Origin of the sequence: Gelatiniphilus marinus (assembly GCF_042684345.1) — a bacterium.
Classification (GTDB): domain Bacteria; phylum Bacteroidota; class Bacteroidia; order Flavobacteriales; family Flavobacteriaceae; genus Gelatiniphilus; species Gelatiniphilus marinus.
The window spans coordinates 770,669-795,537 of record NZ_JBHULK010000001.1 but is presented as its reverse complement, the minus strand read 5'-3'; the positions used below and the strand labels follow the sequence as shown (position 1 = coordinate 795,537).

25 protein-coding genes are annotated in these 24,869 nt (G+C 35.2%); 11 read left to right on the top strand and 14 right to left on the bottom strand.

The annotated features are described in order from the left end of the window. Nucleotides 1-112: 112 nt before the first annotated feature. The 8 genes from ade (at nucleotide 113) to ACFSQS_RS03400 (ending at nucleotide 10,054) form a co-directional block, all read left to right on the top strand. Complete coding sequence (gene ade / locus ACFSQS_RS03435; protein WP_388015103.1) at nucleotides 113-1,732, top strand: adenine deaminase; 1,620 nt, start codon at nucleotides 113-115, stop codon at nucleotides 1,730-1,732. A gap of 66 nt (nucleotides 1,733-1,798) precedes the next feature. Next, nucleotides 1,799-2,770: a YheT family hydrolase gene (locus ACFSQS_RS03430; RefSeq protein ID WP_388014130.1), complete on the top strand. Its 972-nt coding sequence runs from the start codon at nucleotides 1,799-1,801 to the stop codon at nucleotides 2,768-2,770. Nucleotides 2,771-2,835: 65 nt separating this feature from the next. Next, nucleotides 2,836-3,291, top strand: a complete 456-nt coding sequence (locus ACFSQS_RS03425) for a (2Fe-2S)-binding protein (protein ID WP_388014127.1) — start codon at nucleotides 2,836-2,838, stop codon at nucleotides 3,289-3,291. An 11-nt stretch (nucleotides 3,292-3,302) separates the two neighbouring features. Beyond that, nucleotides 3,303-5,507, top strand: a complete 2,205-nt coding sequence (locus tag ACFSQS_RS03420) for a molybdopterin cofactor-binding domain-containing protein (RefSeq protein WP_388014124.1) — start codon at nucleotides 3,303-3,305, stop codon at nucleotides 5,505-5,507. Continuing rightward, nucleotides 5,507-6,526, top strand: a complete 1,020-nt coding sequence (locus ACFSQS_RS03415; protein WP_388014121.1) for an XdhC family protein — start codon at nucleotides 5,507-5,509, stop codon at nucleotides 6,524-6,526. Before ACFSQS_RS03420 ends, ACFSQS_RS03415 begins: the two co-directional genes overlap by 1 nt. 9 nt (nucleotides 6,527-6,535) lie before the next feature. Continuing rightward, complete coding sequence (locus ACFSQS_RS03410) at nucleotides 6,536-7,153, top strand: nucleotidyltransferase family protein (RefSeq protein WP_388014118.1); 618 nt, start codon at nucleotides 6,536-6,538, stop codon at nucleotides 7,151-7,153. Then, the gene (locus tag ACFSQS_RS03405) at nucleotides 7,150-9,444 is read left to right on the top strand and encodes an FdhF/YdeP family oxidoreductase (protein WP_388014115.1); all 2,295 of its coding nucleotides are present in this window, start codon (nucleotides 7,150-7,152) and stop codon (nucleotides 9,442-9,444) included. Before ACFSQS_RS03410 ends, ACFSQS_RS03405 begins: the two co-directional genes overlap by 4 nt. A 22-nt stretch (nucleotides 9,445-9,466) precedes the next feature. Continuing rightward, nucleotides 9,467-10,054, top strand: a complete 588-nt coding sequence (locus ACFSQS_RS03400; RefSeq protein WP_388014112.1) for a DUF4202 domain-containing protein — start codon at nucleotides 9,467-9,469, stop codon at nucleotides 10,052-10,054. Nucleotides 10,055-10,056: 2 nt separating this feature from the next. On the opposite strand, the gene moaA is transcribed toward ACFSQS_RS03400, so the two are convergent. From moaA to ACFSQS_RS03350, 10 genes are all read right to left on the bottom strand, one after another. Next, complete coding sequence (gene moaA, locus ACFSQS_RS03395; RefSeq protein WP_388014109.1) at nucleotides 10,057-11,064, bottom strand: GTP 3',8-cyclase MoaA; 1,008 nt, start codon at nucleotides 11,062-11,064, stop codon at nucleotides 10,057-10,059. A gap of 27 nt (nucleotides 11,065-11,091) precedes the next feature. Next, on the bottom strand, nucleotides 11,092-12,003 hold the full coding sequence (gene moaCB / locus ACFSQS_RS03390) for a bifunctional molybdenum cofactor biosynthesis protein MoaC/MoaB (protein WP_388014106.1): 912 nt from the start codon (nucleotides 12,001-12,003) through the stop codon (nucleotides 11,092-11,094). Between the two features lie 16 nt (nucleotides 12,004-12,019). Beyond that, entirely contained in the window at nucleotides 12,020-12,328 is a 309-nt protein-coding gene (locus tag ACFSQS_RS03385) for a hypothetical protein (protein WP_388014103.1), read from the bottom strand. 34 nt (nucleotides 12,329-12,362) lie between these two features. After that, complete coding sequence (locus tag ACFSQS_RS03380) at nucleotides 12,363-12,806, bottom strand: molybdenum cofactor biosynthesis protein MoaE (protein ID WP_388014100.1); 444 nt, start codon at nucleotides 12,804-12,806, stop codon at nucleotides 12,363-12,365. Next, the gene (gene moeB, locus ACFSQS_RS03375) at nucleotides 12,806-13,894 is read right to left on the bottom strand and encodes a molybdopterin-synthase adenylyltransferase MoeB (protein WP_388014097.1); all 1,089 of its coding nucleotides are present in this window, start codon (nucleotides 13,892-13,894) and stop codon (nucleotides 12,806-12,808) included. Before moeB ends, ACFSQS_RS03380 begins: the two co-directional genes overlap by 1 nt. A 2-nt stretch (nucleotides 13,895-13,896) precedes the next feature. Continuing rightward, the gene (locus tag ACFSQS_RS03370) at nucleotides 13,897-14,130 is read right to left on the bottom strand and encodes a MoaD/ThiS family protein (protein ID WP_388014094.1); all 234 of its coding nucleotides are present in this window, start codon (nucleotides 14,128-14,130) and stop codon (nucleotides 13,897-13,899) included. Next, nucleotides 14,114-14,698, bottom strand: coding sequence for a molybdenum cofactor guanylyltransferase (gene mobA / locus ACFSQS_RS03365; RefSeq protein ID WP_388014091.1), 585 nt, complete (start codon nucleotides 14,696-14,698; stop codon nucleotides 14,114-14,116). The genes ACFSQS_RS03370 and mobA overlap by 17 nt, the downstream gene beginning before the upstream one ends. 1 nt (nucleotide 14,699) lies before the next feature. Further along, nucleotides 14,700-15,440 (bottom strand): sulfite exporter TauE/SafE family protein, encoded by a 741-nt coding sequence (locus tag ACFSQS_RS03360; protein ID WP_388014088.1) that lies wholly within the window; start codon nucleotides 15,438-15,440, stop codon nucleotides 14,700-14,702. Nucleotides 15,441-15,583: 143 nt separating this feature from the next. Then, nucleotides 15,584-15,922: a winged helix-turn-helix domain-containing protein gene (locus ACFSQS_RS03355; RefSeq protein WP_388014085.1), complete on the bottom strand. Its 339-nt coding sequence runs from the start codon at nucleotides 15,920-15,922 to the stop codon at nucleotides 15,584-15,586. Between the two features lie 2 nt (nucleotides 15,923-15,924). Then, entirely contained in the window at nucleotides 15,925-17,103 is a 1,179-nt protein-coding gene (locus tag ACFSQS_RS03350) for a molybdopterin molybdotransferase MoeA (protein ID WP_388014082.1), read from the bottom strand. A gap of 131 nt (nucleotides 17,104-17,234) precedes the next feature. On the opposite strand from ACFSQS_RS03350, the gene ACFSQS_RS03345 reads away from it, so the two are divergent. Then, entirely contained in the window at nucleotides 17,235-18,770 is a 1,536-nt protein-coding gene (locus tag ACFSQS_RS03345; protein WP_388014079.1) for a YifB family Mg chelatase-like AAA ATPase, read from the top strand. On the opposite strand, the gene ACFSQS_RS03340 is transcribed toward ACFSQS_RS03345, so the two are convergent. Next, nucleotides 18,767-19,387: a class I SAM-dependent methyltransferase gene (locus ACFSQS_RS03340; protein ID WP_388014076.1), complete on the bottom strand. Its 621-nt coding sequence runs from the start codon at nucleotides 19,385-19,387 to the stop codon at nucleotides 18,767-18,769. The genes ACFSQS_RS03345 and ACFSQS_RS03340 overlap by 4 nt on opposite strands. 715 nt (nucleotides 19,388-20,102) lie before the next feature. On the opposite strand from ACFSQS_RS03340, the gene ACFSQS_RS03335 reads away from it, so the two are divergent. Then, a complete protein-coding gene (locus ACFSQS_RS03335; protein WP_388014073.1) occupies nucleotides 20,103-20,888 on the top strand; it encodes a glycosyltransferase family A protein in 786 nt (261 codons plus the stop codon). Nucleotides 20,889-21,323: 435 nt separating this feature from the next. Here ACFSQS_RS03335 and ACFSQS_RS03330 read toward each other — a convergent pair whose 3' ends face one another. The 3 genes from ACFSQS_RS03330 to ACFSQS_RS03320 all read right to left on the bottom strand — a co-directional run bounded on the left by ACFSQS_RS03330 (nucleotide 21,324) and on the right by ACFSQS_RS03320 (nucleotide 23,757). Beyond that, on the bottom strand, nucleotides 21,324-22,163 hold the full coding sequence (locus ACFSQS_RS03330; protein ID WP_388014070.1) for an OmpA family protein: 840 nt from the start codon (nucleotides 22,161-22,163) through the stop codon (nucleotides 21,324-21,326). Between the two features lie 97 nt (nucleotides 22,164-22,260). Further along, complete coding sequence (locus tag ACFSQS_RS03325; RefSeq protein ID WP_388014067.1) at nucleotides 22,261-23,253, bottom strand: glycosyltransferase family 2 protein; 993 nt, start codon at nucleotides 23,251-23,253, stop codon at nucleotides 22,261-22,263. A gap of 60 nt (nucleotides 23,254-23,313) precedes the next feature. Beyond that, a complete protein-coding gene (locus tag ACFSQS_RS03320; RefSeq protein ID WP_388014064.1) occupies nucleotides 23,314-23,757 on the bottom strand; it encodes a type I restriction enzyme HsdR N-terminal domain-containing protein in 444 nt (147 codons plus the stop codon). A 107-nt stretch (nucleotides 23,758-23,864) separates the two neighbouring features. Between ACFSQS_RS03320 and holA the strand changes: the two genes are divergently transcribed. Then, nucleotides 23,865-24,869: a DNA polymerase III subunit delta gene (holA, locus tag ACFSQS_RS03315; RefSeq protein WP_388014062.1), complete on the top strand. Its 1,005-nt coding sequence runs from the start codon at nucleotides 23,865-23,867 to the stop codon at nucleotides 24,867-24,869.

The window sequence follows — 24,869 nt, the reverse complement described above, 5'->3', positions numbered from 1 at the left end:
CAAGTTAAACTTTGGCGGGAATCTACTTTAAAAATAAAACTTAAAGAATAATTAAAAACTATAATCCCACACTGAGCTTGTCGAAGTGTCACATAAAATATTAAGCATTGATTTGAAACTACAGGGCAACATCGTCGATATACCGAACAAGCGCATTTTTAAAGGTGAAATTGTTATTGAAAACAAAAGGATAATATCCATCACCGAAAAAAATCACAACGTTAACCATTACATACTTCCGGGTTTTATCGATGCGCATATCCATATAGAAAGTTCCATGCTCGTTCCAAGCGAATTTGCGCGTTTAGCGGTAACTCACGGTACGGTAGCAACCGTTTCCGATCCGCACGAAATCGCTAATGTTTTGGGTGTAAAAGGCGTTGAATTTATGATTGAAAACGGCAAGCAAACCCCATTCAAATTCAATTTTGGTGCGCCGTCCTGTGTGCCAGCAACCACATTCGAATCGGCCGGAGCCGTTATAAATTCTGAGGCTATCAAAACGCTTCTCGAAAATCCAGACATCAAGTATTTGGCAGAAATGATGAACTACCCCGGTGTTTTGTTTGATGACGACCAAGTGATGAAAAAGATAGCTTGGGCAAAACAATATAACAAACCCATTGATGGGCATGCGCCAGGTTTAAAAGGCGACAAAATCACCAAATATATAAACGCAGGAATTTCAACGGACCACGAGTGTTTTACTTATGATGAAGGATTGGAAAAACTTCAAAAAGGCATGAAGGTTTTAATTAGAGAGGGTAGTGCCGCCAAAAATTTTGAAGCCTTAATAGATTTGTTGCCCAAACATTACAAAAACATGATGTTTTGTAGCGATGATAAGCATCCAGACGATTTAATAATAAGCCACATCAATAACCTTTGCGCCAGAGCCGTGGCTAAAAACATAGATGTTTTTAAAGTGTTGCAGGCGGCATGTATTAATCCTGTAGTGCATTATAATCTCGATGTTGGTTTGTTGCAAGAAGGCGACTTTGCGGATTGCATTGTGGTCGAGGATTTAAAGGATTTTAAAACGCTTCAAACTTATATAAATGGTGAGCTGGTTTTTAATAAAGGCCAATCGTTAATTGAATCTATTTCTTTTGAAATACCGAATAATTTCAATTGTAATAAGAAGCAGGTTTCTTATTTTAGATTTGAATCTTCGGCAAAACAAATTCGGGTTATCGAAGCTTTGGAAGGGCAATTGGTAACCAACGAAATTATTGAAAATGCTTTAATTAAAGATGGTAATTTAATTTCGAATGTTGAAAAAGATATTCTGAAAATGGTTGTTGTTAACCGTTATCAAGATGAAAAACCAGCCATTGCATTCATAAAAAACTTCGGATTAAAAGATGGAGCTATTGCATCATCGGTGGGTCACGATTCGCATAATATCATTGCTGTTGGCGTTTCGGACGAAGCTATTTGTAAAGCCGTTAATTTACTCATAGAAAACAAAGGAGGTATTTGTGCCGTATTAAATTCAGAAGAAAAAATAGTACCGCTTCCCGTTGCAGGAATTATGAGCGATAAAGACGGTAAAACCATTGGTAAACAATATGCCGAACTCGACAAAATGGCAAAACTACTTGGTAGTAAATTGAATGCGCCTTACATGACACTCTCGTTTATGGCGTTGTTGGTAATTCCATCATTAAAATTAAGCGATAAAGGCTTGTTTGATGGAAATACATTTAAATTTAAAGCTTTGGAAATCTGATTAATTTGACCAACAAATAATATTGTATCAACTGAAAAACTGCGACTGACACTGTCCACCAAATATATGCCCATCATAGAACCCACTTACAAACCAAAATTCTATTTTAAAAACGGATTTATCTCAACCGTATATTCGGGATTATTCAGACGTGTAAATGGCGTTAATCAAAAACGCGAGCGCTTCACTTTAAACGATGGCGATTTTATAGATTTAGATTGGAGTTTTTCAAAAGGAAAGACAAATGAGCTTATCATTTTATTGCACGGTTTAGAAGGTAATGCGCAACGCCCTTACATTACAGGTGCCGCAAAACTTTTTAATAACAATAACGTTGATGCCGTTTGCGTAAACTTTAGAGGGTGTAGCGGAGAAACCAATTTAAAATACAGAAGTTACCATTCTGGAGCTACCGACGATTTAATTGAGATTATTGAGCATATAATTTCTACAAAAAAACACTCCAAAATTTATTTAAAAGGCATAAGTCTTGGCGGCAATGTAATTTTAAAATATTTAGGAGAAGGTAATGGCATTCCAAAGCAAATAAAAGCTGCTATTGCCGTTTCCGTCCCTTGTTATTTAAAAGGTTCGGCAAAAGAACTGCACACCTTTAAAAACATACTCTTTCACGATAGATTTAAAAAGTATTTAGTTGAACGCTTAAAAAACAAACAAGTGCAATTTCCTGATGATCTGAGTGTTGAAGATATTAAGTCCATCAAAACTTTAATGGATTTTGATAACGTGTACACCTCTAAAGCACATGGTTTTAAAGATGCTTTTGATTATTACGAAAAAAGTAGCAGCCTTCAATTTCTTCAAAAAATAAAAACACCAACTTTAATTATCAATGCGCTTAACGATTCGTTTTTATCGCCCGAATGTTACCCAGTAAAAGACGCTAAAACAAATCCGAACCTCTATTTGGAAATGCCAAACCATGGCGGGCATGTTGGTTTTATCGATAAAAAGAATGTGTATTATAATGAAAAACGAGCTTTGGAATTCATTAAATCCGTGTTAAAAGAATCTTAGCAATTAGCATCGCTATTATTTTTTTGTATTTTTAGTAAGAATAAATGCTTCTAAATAATACAACTATGCCAACATTCAACTTAAAAATCAACAACAAAACCCATTCTGTCGAGGCAGATATGGATACCCCTTTACTTTGGGTGTTAAGAGATCAAATAGATTTAGTAGGTACCAAATATGGTTGCGGTATTGGGCAATGTGGCGCTTGTACCATACATGTTGATGGTGTTGCTACCCGAAGCTGTTTACTACAAATATCGCAGGCCGAAGGTATGCATATTACAACCATTGAAGGACTTTCAGAAGATGGCAATCACCCCGTTCAAAAAGCATGGTTAGAGCATGATGTGCCACAATGTGGTTATTGTCAGTCCGGACAAATTATGACGGCTGCTGCACTTTTAGAAAATAATCCAACGCCTTCAGATGAAGATATTGATATAGTCATGGATGGAAATATTTGTAGATGTGGCACTTATGTTAGAATAAAACAAGCGATTAAAACGGCATCTAAACTATAAATACAGAAATCATGACAAAAATAAAAACAAAATATAATCGCCGTTCATTTTTGAAGGTTTCTGCTGCAGCTGGTGGTGGTATGTTAATAGGTTTTAGTTGGTTAACAGGTTGCACTTCAGATAAAAAAATAGAACAATTAGCCATACCAAACGAATGGTTTGATATAAACGGCTATATTAAAATAGGAGATACAGGTATGGTAACTATTTATTCACCAAACCCAGAAATTGGTCAGAATATTAAAACTTCAATGCCAATGATTGTTGCAGACGAATTGGATGTAGATTGGAAACATGTTGTTGTTGAGCAAGCACCTTTAAATACAGGATTTTATCAAAATCAATTTGCAGGCGGAAGCCTTTCTATAAAATTAAGTTGGAATGCTTTACGAATGGCTGGAGCAACTGGAAGACGTATGTTATTGGAAGCCGCAGCAAAAGAATGGCAGGTAAATGTTACAGATTTATCAGTTTCAAAAGGTGTTATTAAAGAGAAAAATGGAGAAAGAACAATTTCTTATGGAGACTTAGCATCAAAAGCCGTAGGCATTGAAATTCCTGAAGAAGTAGAACTCAAAGAAATTTCAGATTTCAAATTGATTGGTACAAGCATCAAAAATGTTGATGGTAAAAAAATAGCTACGGGTGCACCTTTATTTGGATTAGATTTTAAAAGAGAAGGGATGAAATTGGCAATGATTCAGCATCCACCTGCTTTTGGAATGAAGTTAAAAGATTTTAATGAAGCCGAAATTAAAAGTTTGCCAGGAGTTGAAGATGCATTCATTATCGATATAACTATTGAAGAACCAGCTTGGTGCGATGAAAAAGGCTTTCTTCAACTTATAGCCATTGTTGGCAATTCTACTTGGCAATTAATAAAAGCTAAAAAAGCAATAAAAGCTAATTGGGATGTTGTAAGTGATTTGGAGAACTCTGAAACTCATATTAATAGTTTAGATAAAGCCCTTTTATCTGGCAATGCAAATAAAAATAGTAGAGTAGATGGTAACCCAGAGGCGGCATTTAAAAAAGCTGTAAAAGTTATTGAACGCAGTTATAGTGCGCCTTTTATGGCTCATAATACCATGGAGCCTATGAATTTCTTTGCTAATGTTACAAACACTTCGGCAGAACTAATTGGGCCAACACAAACACCAGAAGCACTTGAAAAATCGGTTTCTAAATTGCTAAATCTTGATATAGAGCATGTAACTGTAAACATGACGCGTATAGGTGGTGGTTTTGGGCGAAGACTCTACGTTCATTTTGGGGTTGAAGCTGCCGCAATTTCAAAGAAAATAGGAGCGCCAGTTAAACTTATTTATACTAGAGAAGATGATATCACACAAGGCACTTATCGTCCAGCTTACAAATCAACTTATAAGGCTGGTTTAGATGAAAATAACAATTTAATTGCTTTTACGGCTAAAGGTGCTGGATTGCCAGAAGGTGCAATATTTCCAAATCGTTTCCCTGCCGGTACGGTCGATAACTATTCAGCAGAACAAATTAATGTAAAAACCAACATAACAACTGGTGCGTGGCGAGCTCCAAAATCTCATTTTACAGCTGGAGCCGAACAATCATTTCTTGATGAGGTTGCAGAATTAGCAGGCAAAGATCCAATAGATTTTAGATTAGAATTGTTTAATCGAGCTATTAATAATCCAGTAGGCGAAAAGAACGATTACGAGCCAGAACGTTATGCTGGCGTATTAAAATTAGTAAAAGAAAAATCGAATTGGGGCGAAACAAAACCAGGCGTTTATCGTGGTGTTGCTGCATATTTTTGCCACTCTAGTTATGTTGCAGAAGTTGTAGATGTGGTTTTAGAAAACGGAAAACCAAAAATAAAAAACGTTTGGTGCGCTGTTGATTGTGGTATAGTTGTAAATCCTGATGGCGCTAAACATCAGGTTCAAGGCAGTGTTATAGACGGCATCGGTCATGCCATGTATAGTCAATTAACTTTTGATAAAGGCGTCCCTAACGAAAAAAATTTTGATACTTACCAATTAATGCGACATTCGCAAGCACCAGAAAATATAGAGGTTTTCTTTGTTGAAAATGAAATTGCACCAACAGGATTGGGCGAACCTGGGCTTCCGCCAGCTGTTGCAGCCATGGCAAATGCACTTTATCGAGCCACGGGGAAACGGTTTTATAAGCAACCATTTATTAGTAACATTGTTTCTAAAAAAGTAATAGGATAGTGACACACGAATTTAAGGAAATAGTAGAAGAAGCCTCATCCGCAAAATCAAAAGGCCTAAAATCTGTTTTGGCATCCGTTGTAGCATTGGATGGCTCATCCTACAGAAGACCAGGCGTAAGGATGCTTATTCTTGAAAACGGAAAAATGATTGGTGCCGTAAGCGGCGGATGTGTTGAAAAAGAAATCCTATTACAATCGGAAACCGTTTTTAAAACAGGTACAGCTAAAATGATGACTTACGACGGCAGATACCGTTTAGGGTGCGAAGGCGTTTTGTATATTTTATTAGAAATATTCAACCCCAATAAACCTTTTATAAATGCTTTTCAAAATTGTTTGAAAGACAGAAATGCCTTCGAAATACAATCTTATTTTGAAAAAAAGGAAGGTGTTTTTTCAGGAATTGGCACTCAAATAAAAATCAATAATAAGTCGTTTTCAGTTTCCGGGAATAATTTAGAAAACCAAAATAAATCGGGTTCAACCTTTTATCAAAAGATGCCACCCTGTTTTAAATTAATAATTATTGGTGCCGAACACGATGCGGTGCAACTCTGTAAATATGCCGCTTTAACGGGTTGGGAAGTAACCATTGTTTCAGGAGCATCAGAAGCCAAATCGATTTCAGATTTTCCGGGTGCGCATGGTTTTTCTGCTATTTCCCCAGAGCAAATGGATGTTAAATTAATAGACAACCAAACCGCCATTGTGCTAATGACCCATAATTTCGCGACCGATTTAAGGTATTTAGTCGCATTAAAAAACACCAATCCAAATTATATTGGTGTATTGGGACCAACAAAACGGCGAGAAGATTTGCTCTCTCAATTTATTGAATATTGCCCGAATGCAGAAAATGAGTTTTTAGATAAAATCCATGGGCCAGCAGGTTTAAACATCGGTTCCGAAACGCCACAGGAAATAGCCATTTCCATAATTTCTGAGATTTTATGTGTTATCAGACAAGAAGAACCTGTATATTTAAGTAAGAAAACGGGGCCTATTCATACCTCGTAACTAATTCTTTTGCACAAACCATCAAACATATCCGTCATCATACTAGCCGCCGGCGCCTCAATACGCATGGGAACACCCAAACAACTTCTAAAATGGGGGAATTCCACTTTATTGGGCAATGCCATTGAGACTGCTTTAAAATTACCCGTAAAAGAAGTTGCGGTAGTGTTGGGCGCCAATTATAATGTGATTAAAAAACACATAGAACATCATCACATAACTATTTTAAACAATGAAGAATGGCAAAAAGGTTTGGGTAAATCCTTAGCTTTTGGCGTTGAATGTATGGTAGCTTCAAAACAAGATATTGATGGAATTTTAGTAACTTTAGCAGACCAACCTTTAATTGATAGCCAATTTCTAAATAAATTGATTGATGCGTTTAATAAAAAAACACATCCTATAATTGCGACATCGTATAAAAACAAAAAGTGCGGTGTTCCTGTTATTTTTGATAAGATATATTTTGAGGAACTACGGACTTTGAGCGATGATTTTGGTGCTAAATATATTTTAAAAAAATACAATGCATTAGTTGAAATTTTAAAACCTGAAATAGATAATTTAGATTTAGATTTAAAAGCAGATTACAAATCGCTTTATAAGAAAAAAATTGATAGTAAATGAGCGCATCGCCAGAACATAAAGCCAGCACGCCAGAAAAATTTTGGGATTTAAAAACTAAAAAACCTCCAAAAAATAGTGCAGGTTTTACTTCTATAAAAGTCGCTTTTGGTCAGGTTACAAAATACATGAATCCTGTTGATGCCGTAAAATTATCATTTAAAATAAACCAAAAAGGCGGTTTTGATTGTCCGGGTTGCGCATGGCCAGATCCCGACGACGACCGTTCTGCTTTGGGCGAATACTGCGAAAATGGACTAAAAGCCATGGCCGAAGAAGCGCAAAATAAAACCATTGGCGAAGATTTTTTTAAAGATCATTCTGTCGAAGCACTTGCAGAATTATCGGATTTTGAAATCGGTAAATCCGGGCGTTTGTCCGAACCCATGTTTTTGGCAAAAGGCGCAACACATTATCAACCTATTGGGTGGGATGAGGCTTTTAAAAAAGTTGGTAATCATTTAAACGCCTTAACAAATCCCGACGAGGCTGTTTTTTACACTTCGGGCAGAACTACAAACGAAGCGGCATTTTTGTATCAATTATTTGTGCGCGAATTTGGTACGGCCAATTTACCAGACTGCTCCAATATGTGTCACGAAGCAAGCGGTAGCGCACTATCTGAAACTTTGGGTATTGGTAAAGGTTCGGTAACTTTAAACGATTTGTATAAAGCCGAAGTGGTTATGGTTATTGGCCAAAACCCAGGCACCAACCACCCTAGAATGTTAACCGCTTTAGAAAAATGTAAAAAAAACGGCGGTAAAATTATAGCTGTTAATCCGTTGCCCGAAGCGGGGTTAATAAAGTTTACAAATCCGCAGAACCCCATAAAATTATTAACTGGCGGCACGAGTATAGCCGATGTTTTTGTGCCGATTAGAATTAATGGCGATGTGGCTTTTATAAAAGCCTTGTTGCTTAAACTGTTGGAAGAGGAAGAGCAAAACGCTAATGTTTTTGATAAAACTTTTATTGAAGAATTTACCGATGGTTACGACGCTTTTATTGCCGATTTGAAAACATACGATTTTGATGCCTGTTTGAAAGCATCGGGAATTACAAAAGCTGTTTTTGATGAGGTTTTCAATCTTATATTGAACAACGATAAGATAATTATTTGTTGGGCCATGGGCTTAACCCAGCATGAAAATGCCGTTGATAATATCCGGGAACTTGTTAACCTTTTGTTGTTAAAAGGAAGTATAGGAAAAGAAGGGGCAGGCACTTGTCCGGTACGTGGGCATTCCAATGTGCAAGGCGATAGAACCGTAGGTATTTGGGAATCGGCGCCTCAAGCTTTTTTAGATAAAATTGAAGCCAAATACGGGTTTAAACCCACCACAAAACACGGCTATTCGGTAATCGATGCTATTAAAGCCATGTATGAAAAAAAAGCAAAAGTGTTTTTTGGTTTGGGCGGAAATTTTATCTCGGCAGTGCCCGATACCAATTACGCGGCACAAGCTTTGGCGAACTGTAATTTAACCGTTCATGTAAGTACAAAGCTGAATCGTTCGCATTTGGTAACCGGAAAAGAAGCGCTCATTTTGCCTTGTTTGGGCCGCTCGGAAAAAGACTATCAAAAAACGGGTGTTCAAACCCAGAGTGTCGAGAATTCTATGGGTGTAGTATCCTCGACAAAAGGAATTTTAGAACCCTGCTCCAATACATTGTTAAGCGAAGTTGCCGTAGTTTGTGGTATTGCGCAAGCAACTTTAAAGCAACGAAGCAAAATCGATTGGTTAAAATATACAGATGATTATAAATTGGTGCGCGACGATATTCAAGAAGTTGTTGACGGTTTTAATAATTATAACAAACGCTTAAAAAATCCGTCAGGGTTTTATTTGCCCAATGGCGCTCGTGTCAGGGATTTCAAAACCAAAACAGGAAAAGCCCTTTTTTCTATCAATAAACTCCCCAATTGGAAACTTAAAGATGATGAATTAATTATGATGACCATTCGTAGCCACGACCAATTTAACACCACTATTTATGGTTTAAATGATAGATATCGAGGCATTTATAACGAACGCCGCATCATTTTTATGAACAGAAACGATATGAAAATTAGAGGTTTGCAAGAACAGCAAGTCGTAAACTTGAAATCTGAATTTAACGGTGTTACCCGAGTTGCGAATAAATTTAAGGTAATTGGTTACGATATTCCTAAAAGTTGTTGTGCCACTTATTTTCCGGAAACCAATGTTTTAGTACCTTTAGATAGTTTTGCGCATACCGCAAAAACACCAGCTTCAAAAAGTGTAATAATTACCGTTGAAGCCAATTAAAAATAATAAGCATTATTAACTTATGAAACCAACACGATTTGAAAGTACCATAGCATTAATCGATAAAAAAAATTCTGAAGACCCCAATGTGTATCGCATTTACGATTTAGATTATCCAAAAGAATTATTGTACTCGCAACGCATGACGCGCAAGTTGTTGCAGTTTAATCCCAATGCATCAAAAGCATTGCAAATTGCGGCGAGAGCACAACATATTTGCCGTTGGAAAATAAATAGGGATGACTACCCAATGGATCGGGTTGGGTATTTAAAATGGCGAGAAACCCTCAAGAAAATGCATTCAGAAATTATCGCAACTATTTTAAAACAAGTGGGTTATGATTATGAATTTATCAACCGAATTAAGTCTTTAATCACCAAAAAACTCATAAAGAAAAATAAAGAGTCTCAAATTTTGGAAGATGTGGTTTGCCTCGTTTTTTTGGATTATTATTTTGAAGAATTTTCGGAAAAACACGACGCCAATAAAGTGATAGACATTCTTAAAAAGACCTGGAAAAAAATGTCTGATAAAGGTAGAAATGAAGCATTAAAACTCCAGTTTTCTGATAAAAATTTAAAGCTAATAAATGAAGCTATTGCTCAATAATTTTAACCGCCAATAGTAATCATACTTCTATTGTTATTATGCAATTTGGGTTCTTGAAGTTTTTCCAAAGTATTCATGCCACCACGTATTTTAAGCTTTGCTTGCACTGCTTTTTGAATGATAGGTTCAATAGAATTGCCTACTCGAAGTGTGGTTAACAAATCAGATTCGGTAGAAGAAAATAAACAGTTTTTAAGTTGCCCATTGGCCGTTAAACGCAGTCTGTTACAAGAATCGCAAAACGGATTGGTTACTGAGCTTATTATAGCAAAACTACCTTTGTATCCTTTTATTTTATAGTTTTTTGAGGTGTCGTTTGGGGCATCTTTTAAACGCACCATGTTTTCTTCGGAAAAAGACGTGTGTACATATTTCATCACTTCTTTATAGGATACCATTTTGCTGATGTCCCATTTGTTGCCATCAAAAGGCATAAACTCTATAAACCGAACGGAGATAGGTAAATCTTTTGTAAACTTGATAAAATCGATGATTTCGTTATCATTAATTCCTTTCATTAAAACCGCATTCAATTTAACCTTAAAACCTTCTTTTATCAATAATAAAATATTGTTGTAAACTTTTTTAAATTCATTACGGCGTGTTATGTGTTTAAACTTTTCTTCATTTAAAGAATCTAAACTCACGTTGATGTTTTTTACACCATTAAGCTTCAACACATCAATAAACTTATCGATAATAACGGCGTTTGAAGTGATAGACAATTCCACAGGGAGTGTTGCCAATTTCTCTAAAATAATAGGGATGTCTTTTCTAATAAAAGGTTCGCCACCCGTTAATCTAATTTTTGTAACCCCATGTTTCACAAAGGTTTTTGCGATGTCGTAAATCTCTTCGTAAGTCATTAAATGACTTTTAGGCGATAGTTGTACGCCTTCTTCGGGCATGCAATACGAACAGCGTAAATTGCAGCGTTCAATTAGCGAAATACGTAAATAGGTGTGGTCTCTACCGTGTAAATCTTGTAATATATTTTTATTAGTGTCCATTTTTACCTATTCATTTTTCATTATAAATTAATCGTGTCTTGCACCTTTCAAAATCCCAAATACATGTAAAACCGACGGGAAAATAGCATCCATAGATTCCTTTGCACCGTTGGTTGAACCCGGTAAAGCGAGTACCAGCGTATTGTTTATGGTGCCCGCCACACTTCTTGATAACATGGCGTATGGCATGCGGTTTTGGCCGTAATTTCTAATGGCTTCTTCAATGCCTAAAATGCGTCTGTCCAACAAAGGTATTAAGGCTTCGGGCGTTACATCGCGTGCCGACAATCCGGTGCCGCCCGTGTAAATAATCAAATTTACCCCCAGATTTTCATAATGTTTTGCTTTGGTTTGAATGAGGTCTTTTTCGTCTGGAATAATGATATAATCTTCAATCTTAACATCGCAAGCTTTCAACTTTTCAATAATGGCTTTTCCGGCTTTATCTTCTTTTTGACCATTGGAAATAGAATCCGAACACACAATAACAGCAGCGTTTAACGGTGTTGTAAATCGGTTTTTATAACTGGATTTGCCGCCTTTTTTCTTCAATAATTTTATGGCGTGTATCTCGATGCCTTTATCGATGGGTTTCAGCATATCGTACATGTTCAATGCCACAACGCTGGCACCATGCATGGCTTCAACTTCAACACCAGTTTTATATATGGTTTTAATGGTGCAGGTTACGATTATTTCTAAGTCGTTAATTTCAAAATCAATTCCAGTGTGTTCAATGGGCAGCGGATGGCAATCGGGTAAAATATCGGGTGTTTTTTTTACGCCCAACAATCCCGCAGCTTTGCTCATGGCAAATACATTGCCTTTTGGTACGGTGTCGTTTTTAATGGCTTCAATAGTGTCTGGTTTGCTCACTTTTACAATGGCTTGAGCGGTTGCTATTCGTAATGTTGTATTTTTATGTGTAATATCTACCATTTTATTGTTTGGTTTTTTATTTTGGATTATTAATAACAATACTTTGGGCACTTTCACATTCCCATTTTCTAATAATTTTAATGTTATTTCTTTTTCCAAATTCTACTACTAAATTCCAATCAGAAGTCATGTCTACCAAAATATCTTCATTTTTAGTTTTAAAAATCAAATCAATTGAATTAGTGTTTTTGCCTAATACAGAATCACAAATCTCATAGATTGCAGAAGTATTAATTATTTGGTCTCGATTTGTATTTTTTTTGATGCCAAATATTAACGTGTTCTTTTTAATTTCTTTTAAATGAAGTCTATTAGAATTAAACATTTATAATTTTTTAGATTAGAAAAATAGAGACTTTTTAAGTGTTAATTTTCCATTGATGCGATTCGTCTTCAAAAATTTCTTTTCCAAAAACGGGAACGTCGGCTTTTATGGCTTCAACAATATATTCTAAAGCTTCAAAAACTATTTTTCGTTTTGGTGATGATACAAAAACAAACAAGCAAATTTCGCCTGCTTTTACCTTGCCCAAACTGTGGTAAATATGCATACACGTTAGTTCGAATTTATCGAAAGTGGCTTCGCGAATGTCGTGGAATTTTTGATTTGCCATATCCTCGTAAGCTGTATATTCAATTGCCGAAACGGTTTTATCGTTTATAACATCAGCGCGGACTTGACCTAAGAAAATATTGTGTGCGCCAATGCTGGTTTTGGTTTGGTGTTTGGCGATGGAATCTCCTATAAATTCTGAGGAAATCGCACCCTGTTTAAATACGCTTTTGGGTTTTTTATCTTTCATTATAATGAAATTTTATGTTGTTCTTTTATATGTTTAATTATATCGAAAGCACCTTCTTTCAAACTAAAACAGTTTTCAATTTTTAATGCTTTTAAAATAGAAACTGCTTTTTTACTGCGGATTCCCGATTGACAAAACAGATACTTTTCTTTTTTCAAATCGATTTTATCTATGTTGTTTTTTAGTGCGCTCAACGGCATGTATGTTACTTCTAAATTTTCAACTTTTGGTTGTTCGTTTGCTTCCCTAACATCGATAAATTGAATGTTTTCTTTGGATAAAATGGAGGTGATTGAAACTTCTTCAACTTCAATTTTACAATTAAAATCCATTTCCTTTTTATGAAAATTTTCTTTGTTGTTTAAAACCGAATTGATACTTTTTTCGTTTCGATTGATTTTTAAGATGGATGTTTTTGATGTTTGTGCATTATAGCACAACAATTTTCCTGAAAGTACGTCGCCCAGATTTAAAATGATTTTTAAAACTTCGTTGGCTTCCATACTGCCGATAATTCCGGGAAGAACACCTAAAACGCCAATTTCCGAACAATTTGGAACTGCATCTTTTTTAGGCGGATTTGGAAACAGGCAACGGTAACTTGGTCCGTTGTTGTAATTAAAAACAGAAACCTGCCCTTCAAATTTATAAATAGCACCAAAAACTAAAGGTTTATTGGTAATTATACACGCATCATTTACTAAATAACGGGTTTCAAAATTATCGGTGCCATCAACAATAATGTCGTATTGATTAAATAGGTTAATGGCATTTTGATGTGTTAATTTTTCCGCGTACGAGATGATTGAAATACTATCATTTAAATCTTCCAAACGTTGTTTTGCAACCATGGCTTTGTTTTTGCCTAAAGATGATTTGCCGAATAAAACCTGACGTTGCAGGTTGGATAATTCAACCACATCAAAATCTATAATACCAATGGTGCCCACACCCGCAGCGGTTAAATACTGCAGCACCGGGCAGCCCAAACCACCAGCACCAATTACCAATACCTTGGCATTGGAAATTTTGTTTTGACCGGTTTGACCGATTTCGGATAAAATAATATGTCTGTTGTATCTACTCATAATCAGCCTCCTGCAAAAGGCGGTAATAAAGCGATTTCGGTTCCTGTAATTTCGGTTTCAACGGAAACCAATTCTTGATTGTGCGCCACTTGAAAATCCTTGTTTTTTAATGCCTTATATTTTGAGTAAAGTACATTTAAAAGCTCTGAAATAAGTTGTCCCGAAAACTCCAAAGATTCTTCTTCTTTTTGGGTAACTTCGGCTATTTGTCCGAAATATTTAATGGTTAAATGCATTTTCAATTTGTTTTAATTCTTCTTTTGTATTCACGTTCATGGTAGAAAATTCATGCGCTTTTTCTAGTCTGATGGTTTTAGATTTGCAGGCTTTTACGGCCACTCGCAAACGCCGTTCGTCTTTCTGTAAAAACCCATTAAATGTGTCTTTAATGTGCCGTTTATATAAAGCAATCAACGGCATTGTTTTTCCATGGTTTTCAATTTGAATGATTTCAGAATTATCATCGACAACTTCAATTAATTTTTTTAGAACTTCGGAAGAAATCAGCGGAATATCGCAACTCAAAATCAAATTGTAATCGGTTGATGAAGCTTCTAATCCAGAGTAAATCCCCGCCATTGGACCTGCGTTTTTTTTGATGTCGTTTACGCGTTTCAATCCGAATACATCATAATTTGAATTATCTGAAACTATCATGATTTCAGAAACCAAAGGTTTTAAGGCCTGAATGCTATATTGAATAAATGGTTTGTTATCCAGCATTAAAAACCCTTTGTCCGTTCCCATTCGCGAGCTTTTTCCGCCTGCTAAAATAATTCCTGTTATGTCTTTTTTGTTTATCATTTTATGCGAAAAATAATTTAGCGCTTGCAATTACGAGAACAAAAGCCAAAATATATCGAAGCTTTTGATTGTTGATTTTTTTACTGCCATAGTAACCGCCCAAAACACCACCAATAAGTGCAATGCCCACTAATAAAAACGATTCTTTTTCTAAAGTTACGCCGCTACTTAATTGCCCGATAAGTCCGGAAGCGGAATTTACCCAAATAAACAAAGCCGAAACTGCGGCGGCCTCCTTCATTTTGCCCCAATGTAAAAGCAAAATTATGGGCGTTAAAATAATGCCTCCGCCAATACCGATAAGTCCCGAAAAGAAACCAATGATGGCACCAACTACCAACCCTTGCCATAGTTTAATATCTTTAATGTTGTTGCTTTCTTTTCTGAAAACATTCAACATTTTTAAAATGGCAAACACCAATAAAATTGCTAATATTTTTTTGTAAAGTGTAGCATCAACTTCAATCGTGCCTCCCAAAAAAGCCAATGGAATTGAGGTTATGGCGAACGATAAAAACAGCTTTCTGTTAAAATAGCCTTCCTTATAATAATAGTAAAATGAAATACCGGCAACGAATAAATTGAGCAATAGGGCAGTGGGTTTCATGGTTTCCGGGGCAAACGAAAACAGTGCCATTAAAGCCAAATAACCGCTTGCGCCACCGTGACCAACGCTAGCGTAAAGGAACGATACGATGGGAAGTATTAAAAGGAAAATATATATGTTTTCGGTTTGTAACATAAAGAAGTGCCTAAAGTTATAAGTGTCTAAAGTATTTAAAGTTATGAATGGTTAAAATTTTATGTTTCATAGTTGTTAGATTATTGGTATTTGTATTAAACTTTAAGTACTTAAAACTTTAGCACACTTTAAGTACTCTCTAATCATAATTCTTTTATTTTTTCGAGTTGCGTGTCTAAAAATTCCCAGCAGTTTTTATTGATGTTGTCAAAGGCGTTAACCAAAGTTTTTCCGTAATCGGTAAGTTCTGCACCGCCGCCGCCTTTTCCGCCAATGCTATTTATGGTTACTGGTTGTTTAGCTGATTTGTTAACCGAATCAATAAGACCCCAAGCTTTTTTATAGGATATATTTAAAGATTTTGCAGCTTTTGAAAGCGACCCCGTTTCATCGATGGCTTTAAGTAATTGCACGCGCCCTTCGCCTAAAAACACTTTGTTTTTTGATTCGATCCAGATTCTGCTTTTAATACTATAACTCATATTTATACGGGTAATAAAATGGTTTCAACGGTATCGTTCATATTAATTTTGGTAACCTCTTCTGAAGCAAAAACCAATGCATTCGACACGGCAAACGTGTGTTGCATGGCAGAACTTTGGCCTTCTAAAATTTCAACTTTTCCATCGTTATAAACCGCTTTTAGAAATTGAGGACGGTCGCCTTTTTTGTTAAAATCTGAAATGGATTTTGCCTTTATTCGAGGCAATTCAGCGGCATCCCGATTCATCATATTTTGTAAGGCGATAAAGACATAAACATAAAAACAAGTAAGTGCCGCTGCGGGATTTCCGGGTAGGGCGAAAATGCTTGTGTCCTCTTTTTTTCCGAAGAACAAAGGCTTACCGGGTTTCTGATTTACTTTATAAAAGATTTCTTTTACTTGTAATTTCTTTAACGCCTTTCCAACAAAATCGTAATCGCCCACCGAAATACCTCCGGTTATTAGTACTAAATCGTGGTCATTTATAACGGTGTTTAGTTTTGTTACCGTTTTTTCATAATCATCTGCAACTTTATGAATGTTAACATCGTAAAATTTTAAGCTGTAAAGTGCCGCGAGCAACATTTTGGAATTGCTTTCGTAAATTTTCCCGAAGGGTAAATCTTGTACGGCCTCAATCAATTCGTTTCCTGTGGCAATAATAGCGATCGAAGGTTTTTTAAATACCGAAACGTTTTTAATGCCTAACGAACTTAAGTATCCAATGGCTGCAGGTGTTAATTTGGTGCCCTTTTTTAAAGCTAAATCGCCTGTTTTTACTTGTTCGCCTAAAGGGCGGATATTGTGCTCTTTGTTTATGCGATGTTCAATCACAATCTTATTGTCAACAACCTTCACTTTTTCCTGCATCATTACCGCATCTGCCGTATTGGGGACTGCTGCGCCCGTAAAAATCCTTACGGCTTCCCCTTTTTTTAAAATGGGTTGATGCGCATCGCCCGCTTTTACTTCATCAATTAAATTATATGTTAAATCGTCATGCAAGCATAAGGCATAACCATCCATAGCCGATTGCCTAAAAGGGGGCATGTTTATTGGTGAATATAGGTCTTCATATAAAAAATATCCACCAGCTTTTTCAATGGTTTTTGTGGTTTTTAATAAAAGTGGTTTTACGCTGTTTTTTAGTAATTGAATAGCTGTATCTATCGAAATCATTTTAATTATCGTTATGTATTAACAAATATAACGGATTATTTTAAATTGATTATGAGTGTTTTAGCGTATTGAGCAATTAAATATTAAAAAATCAAAATACATTTCTTACATTTAAGGAGTAAAATAATACTATGCTAAAAAAAGTTTTTGGTAGTGCCGTTTTTGGCGTAGAAGCTACCACTATTACAGTAGAGGTTAACGTAGATAAAGGTGTGGGCTACCATCTTGTGGGTTTGCCCGATAATGCCATAAAAGAAAGCAATTTTAGAATTGCCGCAGCGCTACAGAATAATGGTTACAGAATCCCTGGCAAAAAGATAATTATTAATATGTCGCCTGCCGATTTACGAAAGGAGGGAAGTGCGTACGATTTAACTTTAGCCATCGGGATTTTGGCATCTACAGACCAAATTAAAGCCCAAGATTTAGAAAAATATTTGATTATGGGCGAGTTGTCGCTCGATGGAAGCCTGCAACCCATAAAAGGCGCATTACCCATCGCTGTTAAAGCCAGGGAAGAAGGCTTTAAAGGATTTATTCTGCCAAAACAAAACGCTAAAGAAGCGGCCATTGTGGATAATTTGGAGGTTTATGGCGTTGAAAATATTGAACAAGTCATCAATTATTTTGATAAAGGCGAACCCTTAGAACAAACCATAATCGACACTCGAAAAGAATTTGAAAAAAGTTTAGATTTTCCAGAGTTTGATTTTTCTGATGTAAAAGGACAAGAAAGCATAAAGCGTTGTATGGAAATTGCAGCGGCTGGCGGGCATAACATTATTTTAATTGGGCCTCCGGGTGCAGGGAAAACCATGTTGGCAAAACGTTTACCTAGTATTTTACCACCAATGACTTTGCACGAGGCCTTGGAAACCACCAAAATACACTCGGTGGTTGGCCGTGTAAAAGATACCGGTTTAATGGCGCAGCGGCCGTTTCGCAGTCCGCACCACACCATATCCAACGTGGCACTTGTTGGCGGTGGTAGTTTTCCGCAACCGGGTGAGATTTCTTTATCGCACAACGGCGTGTTGTTTTTAGACGAATTACCGGAATTTAAACGTGATGTTTTAGAAGTACTGCGCCAACCGCTGGAGGATAGGGAAGTTACCATTTCACGCGCTAAATTTACGGTAACCTATCCGTCGTCGTTTATGCTAGTGGCAAGTATGAACCCAAGCCCCGGAGGTTATTTTAATGATCCAGATGCACCGGTAACCTCAAGTCCTGCTGAAATGCAACGGTATTTGGGCAAAATCTCTGGACCATTGTTGGATCGTATCGACATACATATTGAAGTAACGCCCGTACCTTTTGAAAAACTAAGTGATGACAGAAAAGGTGAAACCTCGGTTGATATACGTAAGCGTGTTACCAAAGCCAGAGCGATACAAACATTACGTTTTGCCGATTCGGATTCGGTTCATTATAATGCCCAAATGAATACAAAGCAAATTCGAAAATATTGTAAGCTGGATGAAGCTTCGAAACAACTCTTAAAAACCGCAATGGAACGACTGAATTTGTCAGCTCGAGCGTATGATAGAATTTTGAAGGTTTCAAGAACCATTGCAGATTTAGAAGCTGTTGATGAAGTAAATGGCTCGCATATTAGTGAAGCCATTCAATATAGAAGCTTAGATAGAGAAGGATGGTTGGGTTAATTTAAACTATTTTTGTAAATATTTACTCCCCACTTGGTTTTAACGAGTTTAAAAACACCTTTTTCAATAAAGGCTTTATGGCAAAGTGGATTAAAATACAAAATCGTTATTTGTCTTGGTGCTTTTGCCAAACTCCCATAAATATTATTTAAAACCTTAAGCATTATTTTATTAGGAAAAGGATTAAAAAAATAGAAATACGTATAGCTGTCTAGTGCTTTAAATTTAGAAGCATCGCATAAAAATATTTTAGGTTTTTTTGCCTTTAATTTTTTGAGATTTTTTTTTGCAATTTTACATAGCCTAGGGGATATTTCAACACCATCGGCTTTTTTAAATTTGAATTTTGAAAATAAATAAACCATTTTGCCTTTTCCGCATCCAAAATCCAGAATAGCATCTTGCTCTTTAATAGGCATGCTTTTAAGAATAAATTTAATTCGAATATCTGAAGCCATATAGCTCTCGCTATTTTCGGCAGACAGACCAAGTTCATCCAATTCAACTTGGGCAGAAAAATCTAAACCCATTAATTTTTCAGCATATTGCATCAAGCGATTGATTAGAGTTCTCAGGCAGAAGTAAATTCTTTTAAAAAAGGATTCTATAGGACTCATTAACTTGTATTATGATATTTATGAACTCTATACCATTGATTGCCAGAAACTTTATAGTAGAGTTTGATAAAATGGTACAATAAGTTAAATCTTTTAAATAACACAATAAAGGTTTATTCGATTAATGGTTTGTAAATATCTATAAAGTGAATGTTTTTATTGGTTTTTAAAATGGATTTTGGTTAATTAATAAATATTTACAATACCTAATTAATAGTAAATTACAAAAAAAAAAAATATATATAACTTGCTGTTAAATATAAGTTTACAATAAAAAAAAGGTACCCTGATTGCTTTGAGCCAGCTTAATTTAGGTAGTTAATTTGCATTAAGATTTTTATTACAAAAAATACGTGGCAGTTTAATACTTTTTACCCCACAAAAAAAACAATCTTACCGATGGTCATCGGGAATAAAATAAAGAATGAATATATTACCTGTTGATATATAATCATTTCAATCTGCATCAATAATTTTTTATTTTATCAGATTTTTAAATAAAATATCTGCCTATACCAATGTATCATACATCTTTACCGCTAATTTTTGCTTAGTAGCAATATTCTTAAGCTGGTTTTTTTAACGAATAGACTTTAATTTTAGTAAGAATATTTGTATTTTGTTTATCAAAATAATACTTGTTTGTTACGCTATAAAGTATATGAGAAAAAACAGTTCTTACATTAATTTCAAGCTAGAAATTTTAATTTCAACAATGCATAGAACATCATTGTCTTTTCTTGAGGCCATGTTTCCTTGTCATGATTTAGAAAAATTTTATATTCTTATAATAAATCAAACAGGAAAAGGGTATGAGTTAAACTCAACTTTTAAGAATATTAGAGTAATTAATTCATACGAAACAGGACTTTCTTTAAGCCGAAATTTAGCTATTAAAAATGCTACTGGAGATATATGTTTAATTGCAGATGATGATGTAGAGTATTTACCAAATTTTCAGCAAAAGATTCTTGAAGTTTTTTTAAAGCATCCGTTAGTATCAATATTTCAGTTTAGAATTGAAACTTTTTGCGGCTTAGCATATAAAGACTATCCGAAATCTTCTAAAAAATTAGTGAAAAATCAGGATTTAAAAAAAGTGTCTTCAATTGAAATTGCTTTTAAAAGAATGGATATTATCGAAAAAGGCATTTGGTTTAATCCTTGTTTTGGATTAGGTAGTTACTTTAAATCTGGAGAAGAGTATTTGTTTTTAAAAAAAGCTTCTCAAAGCAATCTTGTTATTTGTTTTGAAAACTTGTTTATTGTAAAGCATAAATTCGAAAGATCTACAGCAAATGTAGGAAGTGATGATTCTGTTAAGGCTAAATCAGCACTTTATTTTAATGAGCATAAAAATTTAAGCTATTTGTTTGTATTAAGGTTTATTTATATTCTTTTTAAAATGCGAAAAATTGAGTTTAAAGAGATTGCTAAAAAATATAAAGTAGGTTTAAATGCCATTAAAGAATATAAAGATTTAAAAAGGCTGCATAGATAAATAAATTATATATATTTTACTTGTAGCGTACCTAGAGTATTGCACCCCGCTACAATTAAGTTCTGCTTAGTTGCAGTAATTTTTCTCTGTTTTTTAAAAATGAATAGTCTTTAACTTTTATAAGAACGTTTTTGCCTTGTTAATTAAAACAACACTTATTGGTTGCGCCACCTAGCAGAGCTTGGCGGTTGTGGGGCGTTAAGGATTGATGAGGCATCCTTTTTAAAAATAAAAGAAACTAATGCTTTTAAAATAGATGAAATTTAACAGATTGCTACGTCGCTAACTCCTAGCAATGATATTTTTTAAAAAGGTATAGCGGAAAACCTAGCCATACTATTTTGTGTGGTAAAGCAACAATATTTCAACAAATTAAACGTACAAAAAAAGCCCAATCTTTAGATTGAGCTTTTTTAAACTATAATTGAAAGCTAATTAGTTTCCACCAGCTTCTAAGTTTTTCATTTCCTTTTCAATCATGTCGTAAAACTGATCGATTTTAGGCAGTACAACAACGCGTGTACGTCTATTTTTTGCTCTGTTTTCAGCAGTGTCATTATCAACTAAAGGCACGTAAGAACTGCGTCCGGCAGCAATTAATTGCCCCGGGTTTACTCCAAGCTCTTGCAACACACGAATAATGGATGTAGAACGTTTAACGCTTAAATCCCAGTTATCTAATAGCACGCCTTTTTGGTAAGATCTGCTATCTGTATGGCCTTCAATCATGGCTTCAAATTCCGGTTTGCTGTTTATTACTTTAGCAACTTTGGCTAAAACCTCTTTAGCTCTTGTAGTTACGTTGTAGCTTCCGCTTTTAAATAATAATTTATCGGCTATTGAAATAAATACAACACCTTTCTCTACGTTTACTTCAATATCAGGGTCGTTAATACCAACTTCGCGTTTAAGGCTCGTTACCAATGCCAAGGTTACACTGTCTTTTTTGGTAAGTGCATCTTGTAAACGGTTGATTTTAAGTTCTTTTTCTTTAATACTTTCAAGTGTTTTTTCTATGCTACTTGCGCCTTTTGCAGAAAGAATTTGAAGATTGTCGTTGCTTGCTTTTAAGTCGGCAATGCGGTCTTCTAAAACAGTTGTTCTGGCAGTAGCTGCAGCTTTTTCTTCTAAACAGGAGTTTAATTTAACGGTTGCAGAATTTAACAAATCTTGAGTCTCTCTTTGTTTAGCCTGCAAATCTGTAAATTGCTTTTTAGAAACACAAGAGCTTAGTAAAAAAACGGTCGCTAAGCTAAGTAATAAAACTTTTTTCATAATTAATAAGGGATTAAATTTTCTGTTTTTGTTGATAGCGCAAAAGTATGTAAAAAACCTATGATTACAGCATTGTTAACAAAAATTTTAGTATGGTTTACAAACTTTTGTAAAAGGTTTTTCTATTTACGAAATAATCAAGCACAATAGATGTTTTTTGGTAATATTTTACGGTTTGGTTTAATGTTTTTCTTTGCTTTAACAAATAACCCAAATACCAATAAAAACTTATGTGCGCTTTAATGATGGCAAAAAAGTGTTTAAATTTTAATTCCAGTAAAAACTTAATGCCAGCAATACCATCTAAAATTAATCTTGCTGTAATTAAAAAGAAAACATTGCCTTTTGCATTTTTGGTTACGGCAAACAAACTATTCCTGAAATTAAGAAAGGTTTTTTTGGGATTGGTGTTGCTTAAAGTTGCACCGCCAACATGGTAAATGGTAGAGTTGCCAACATATTTTACTTTGTATCCCAAATTTTTTGCGCGCCAGCACAAATCTATTTCTTCCATGTGTGCAAAAAAGGCCTCGTCTAGACCGTTTAGGGTATTAAAAACCTTTTTTTTAATAAATAAACAGGCTCCAGATGCCCAAAAAATAGAAGTAGTATCGTTGTACTGTCCGTTATCTTTTTCAATGGTGTTAAAAATACGTCCGCGGCAATAGGGGTATCCAAATTTATCTATAAATCCACCGGCTGCTCCGGCATATTCAAAATAATCCCTGTTGCTGTAATCTAAAATTTTGGGTTGTATTATGGCTGTGTTCTCTTCAGTTTTAAAAGTGTCAATAATAGGGGCGAGCCAGTTTTTGCTAACTTCAACATCACTATTCAACAAGCAAAACACATCTGCTTCAACACGCTTTAAAGCTTCGTTATAACCCTTGGCATAACCTCCATTTTCTTTGTTTTTAATAATTTTAATTGAAGGAAAATTGTTTTTTACAAAAGAAACAGAGCCGTCGGTCGAAGCATTATCGGCCACATAAATCTCAGCTTCGTTTGAAGAATACTCTACCACAGAAGGCAAAAACCGTTCTAATAATTTTTGTCCGTTCCAATTTAATATGACGATGGCTACTTTCAATTTTTATGCTTAATAAGTTTATTCGTTAATTATTTTTTAATTTTTATGCTACTGCGGCTATCAACTATATTCCGGAATTTCCTTTAAAAAATTATAACGCTCATTCTTAAAATCCATTTGGCAATAATAGTGATTTAATCCGTTTGTTACCATTAAATAACTCGCGTTAAGCACCAAATTATACTGCGCAATTTGGTCGAAGGTTTTTTGGTTAATCGCAACCGATGGCGCTTTGCACTCCACAATTAAACGGATGCTGCCATCAGAATTAAATACCACGATGTCGTAGCGTTTTTTTAAGCTGTTAACAATCAGCTCTTTTTCAATATTTATTAAAGATTTCGGGTATTTTTTTACATCAGTTAAATATTGAACACAATGCTGGCGCACCCATTCTTCGGGTTGCAAAACCACAAATTTTTTACGGATGCTATCGAAAATTGAAACTTTATTTTCGTTACTTTTGAAACGAAACGAAAACTTTGGAAAGTTAAGCTCTTGCAATACTTAGATTTTATGTTTTTTCAAAGTTAAGCTTCATTAATCAAAAACCAAACACCAATGTCTTTTTCTTGGGATTTGGAATTTATAAATTGGAATTTTAGAACGATTTGGACGAAGTAAAACAATTGGTAACCGATATTAAAAACAAAAACCTAAAACCCATTTATTTTTTAATGGGCGAGGAGCCGTATTATATTGATAAGATATCAGGTTTTATTGAAGATAATGTGCTTTTAGAAGAAGAAAAAGGCTTTAACCAAATGCTGCTTTACGGACGCGACGTTACCATTGACGATATTGTGGGCAATGCCAAACGCTACCCCATGATGGCAGAGCGGCAGGTAGTAATTGTAAAAGAAGCCCAAGATTTATGGCGAACCATTGAAAAGCTCGTGGATTATGCAAAAAAACCGCAACCAACAACGGTTTTGGTGGTAAATTACAAATACAAAAAAATCGATAAACGCAAAGCGTTGTACAAGGCCATTAAAAAAGTAGGTGTAGTTTACGAAAGTAAAAAACTGTACGAAAACCAAGTAGCCGATTGGATTCGCAGAGTGTTGTCGTCTAAAAAATATGCCATTGTTCCCAAAGCGTCGCAAATGCTGGTTGAGTTTTTGGGCAACGATTTAAGCAAAATTAGCAACGAGCTGGAGAAGCTACAAATTATATTACCAAAAGGCACTCAAATTTCGCCAGAGCATATTGAAGAAAATATTGGTATTAGCAAAGACTTTAATAATTTTGAATTGCGTAAAGCCATTGGCGAAAAAAATGCGGTTAAGGCACATCAAATAGTTAAATATTTTGCCGAAAACCCAAAAGATAATCCTATGGTGGTTACAGTGTCTTTGTTGTTTGGTTTTTTCTCTCAATTGCTTCAATTCCATGGGCTAAAAGACAAATCGCCCCGTAACGTGGCATCGGCCTTAAAAGTAAACCCGTATTTTGTTAACGAATATATTACAGCAGCAAGAAATTACCCCATGCGAAACGTTAGTGCCATAGTTTCTGTGTTGCGCGAATTTGATGTTAAAAGCAAAGGTGTTGGCAGTAATGCTGTGCCTCAAGGTGATTTGCTGAAGGAGTTATTGGTTAAAATCTTAGCTTAA

Coding starts and splice junctions, on each gene's coding strand:
- ACFSQS_RS03430 (WP_388014130.1), top strand. CDS start 1,799: ATGCCCATCATAGAACCCACTTACAAACCAAAATTCTATTTTAAAAAC.
- ACFSQS_RS03425 (WP_388014127.1), top strand. CDS start 2,836: ATGCCAACATTCAACTTAAAAATCAACAACAAAACCCATTCTGTCGAG.
- ACFSQS_RS03420 (WP_388014124.1), top strand. CDS start 3,303: ATGACAAAAATAAAAACAAAATATAATCGCCGTTCATTTTTGAAGGTT.
- ACFSQS_RS03405 (WP_388014115.1), top strand. CDS start 7,150: ATGAGCGCATCGCCAGAACATAAAGCCAGCACGCCAGAAAAATTTTGG.
- ACFSQS_RS03400 (WP_388014112.1), top strand. CDS start 9,467: ATGAAACCAACACGATTTGAAAGTACCATAGCATTAATCGATAAAAAA.
- moaA (WP_388014109.1), bottom strand. CDS start 11,064: ATGGACACTAATAAAAATATATTACAAGATTTACACGGTAGAGACCAC.
- moaCB (WP_388014106.1), bottom strand. CDS start 12,003: ATGGTAGATATTACACATAAAAATACAACATTACGAATAGCAACCGCT.
- ACFSQS_RS03385 (WP_388014103.1), bottom strand. CDS start 12,328: ATGTTTAATTCTAATAGACTTCATTTAAAAGAAATTAAAAAGAACACG.
- ACFSQS_RS03380 (WP_388014100.1), bottom strand. CDS start 12,806: ATGAAAGATAAAAAACCCAAAAGCGTATTTAAACAGGGTGCGATTTCC.
- moeB (WP_388014097.1), bottom strand. CDS start 13,894: ATGAGTAGATACAACAGACATATTATTTTATCCGAAATCGGTCAAACC.
- ACFSQS_RS03370 (WP_388014094.1), bottom strand. CDS start 14,130: ATGCATTTAACCATTAAATATTTCGGACAAATAGCCGAAGTTACCCAA.
- mobA (WP_388014091.1), bottom strand. CDS start 14,698: ATGATAAACAAAAAAGACATAACAGGAATTATTTTAGCAGGCGGAAAA.
- ACFSQS_RS03360 (WP_388014088.1), bottom strand. CDS start 15,440: ATGTTACAAACCGAAAACATATATATTTTCCTTTTAATACTTCCCATC.
- ACFSQS_RS03355 (WP_388014085.1), bottom strand. CDS start 15,922: ATGAGTTATAGTATTAAAAGCAGAATCTGGATCGAATCAAAAAACAAA.
- ACFSQS_RS03350 (WP_388014082.1), bottom strand. CDS start 17,103: ATGATTTCGATAGATACAGCTATTCAATTACTAAAAAACAGCGTAAAA.
- ACFSQS_RS03345 (WP_388014079.1), top strand. CDS start 17,235: ATGCTAAAAAAAGTTTTTGGTAGTGCCGTTTTTGGCGTAGAAGCTACC.
- ACFSQS_RS03340 (WP_388014076.1), bottom strand. CDS start 19,387: ATGAGTCCTATAGAATCCTTTTTTAAAAGAATTTACTTCTGCCTGAGA.
- ACFSQS_RS03335 (WP_388014073.1), top strand. CDS start 20,103: ATGCATAGAACATCATTGTCTTTTCTTGAGGCCATGTTTCCTTGTCAT.
- ACFSQS_RS03330 (WP_388014070.1), bottom strand. CDS start 22,163: ATGAAAAAAGTTTTATTACTTAGCTTAGCGACCGTTTTTTTACTAAGC.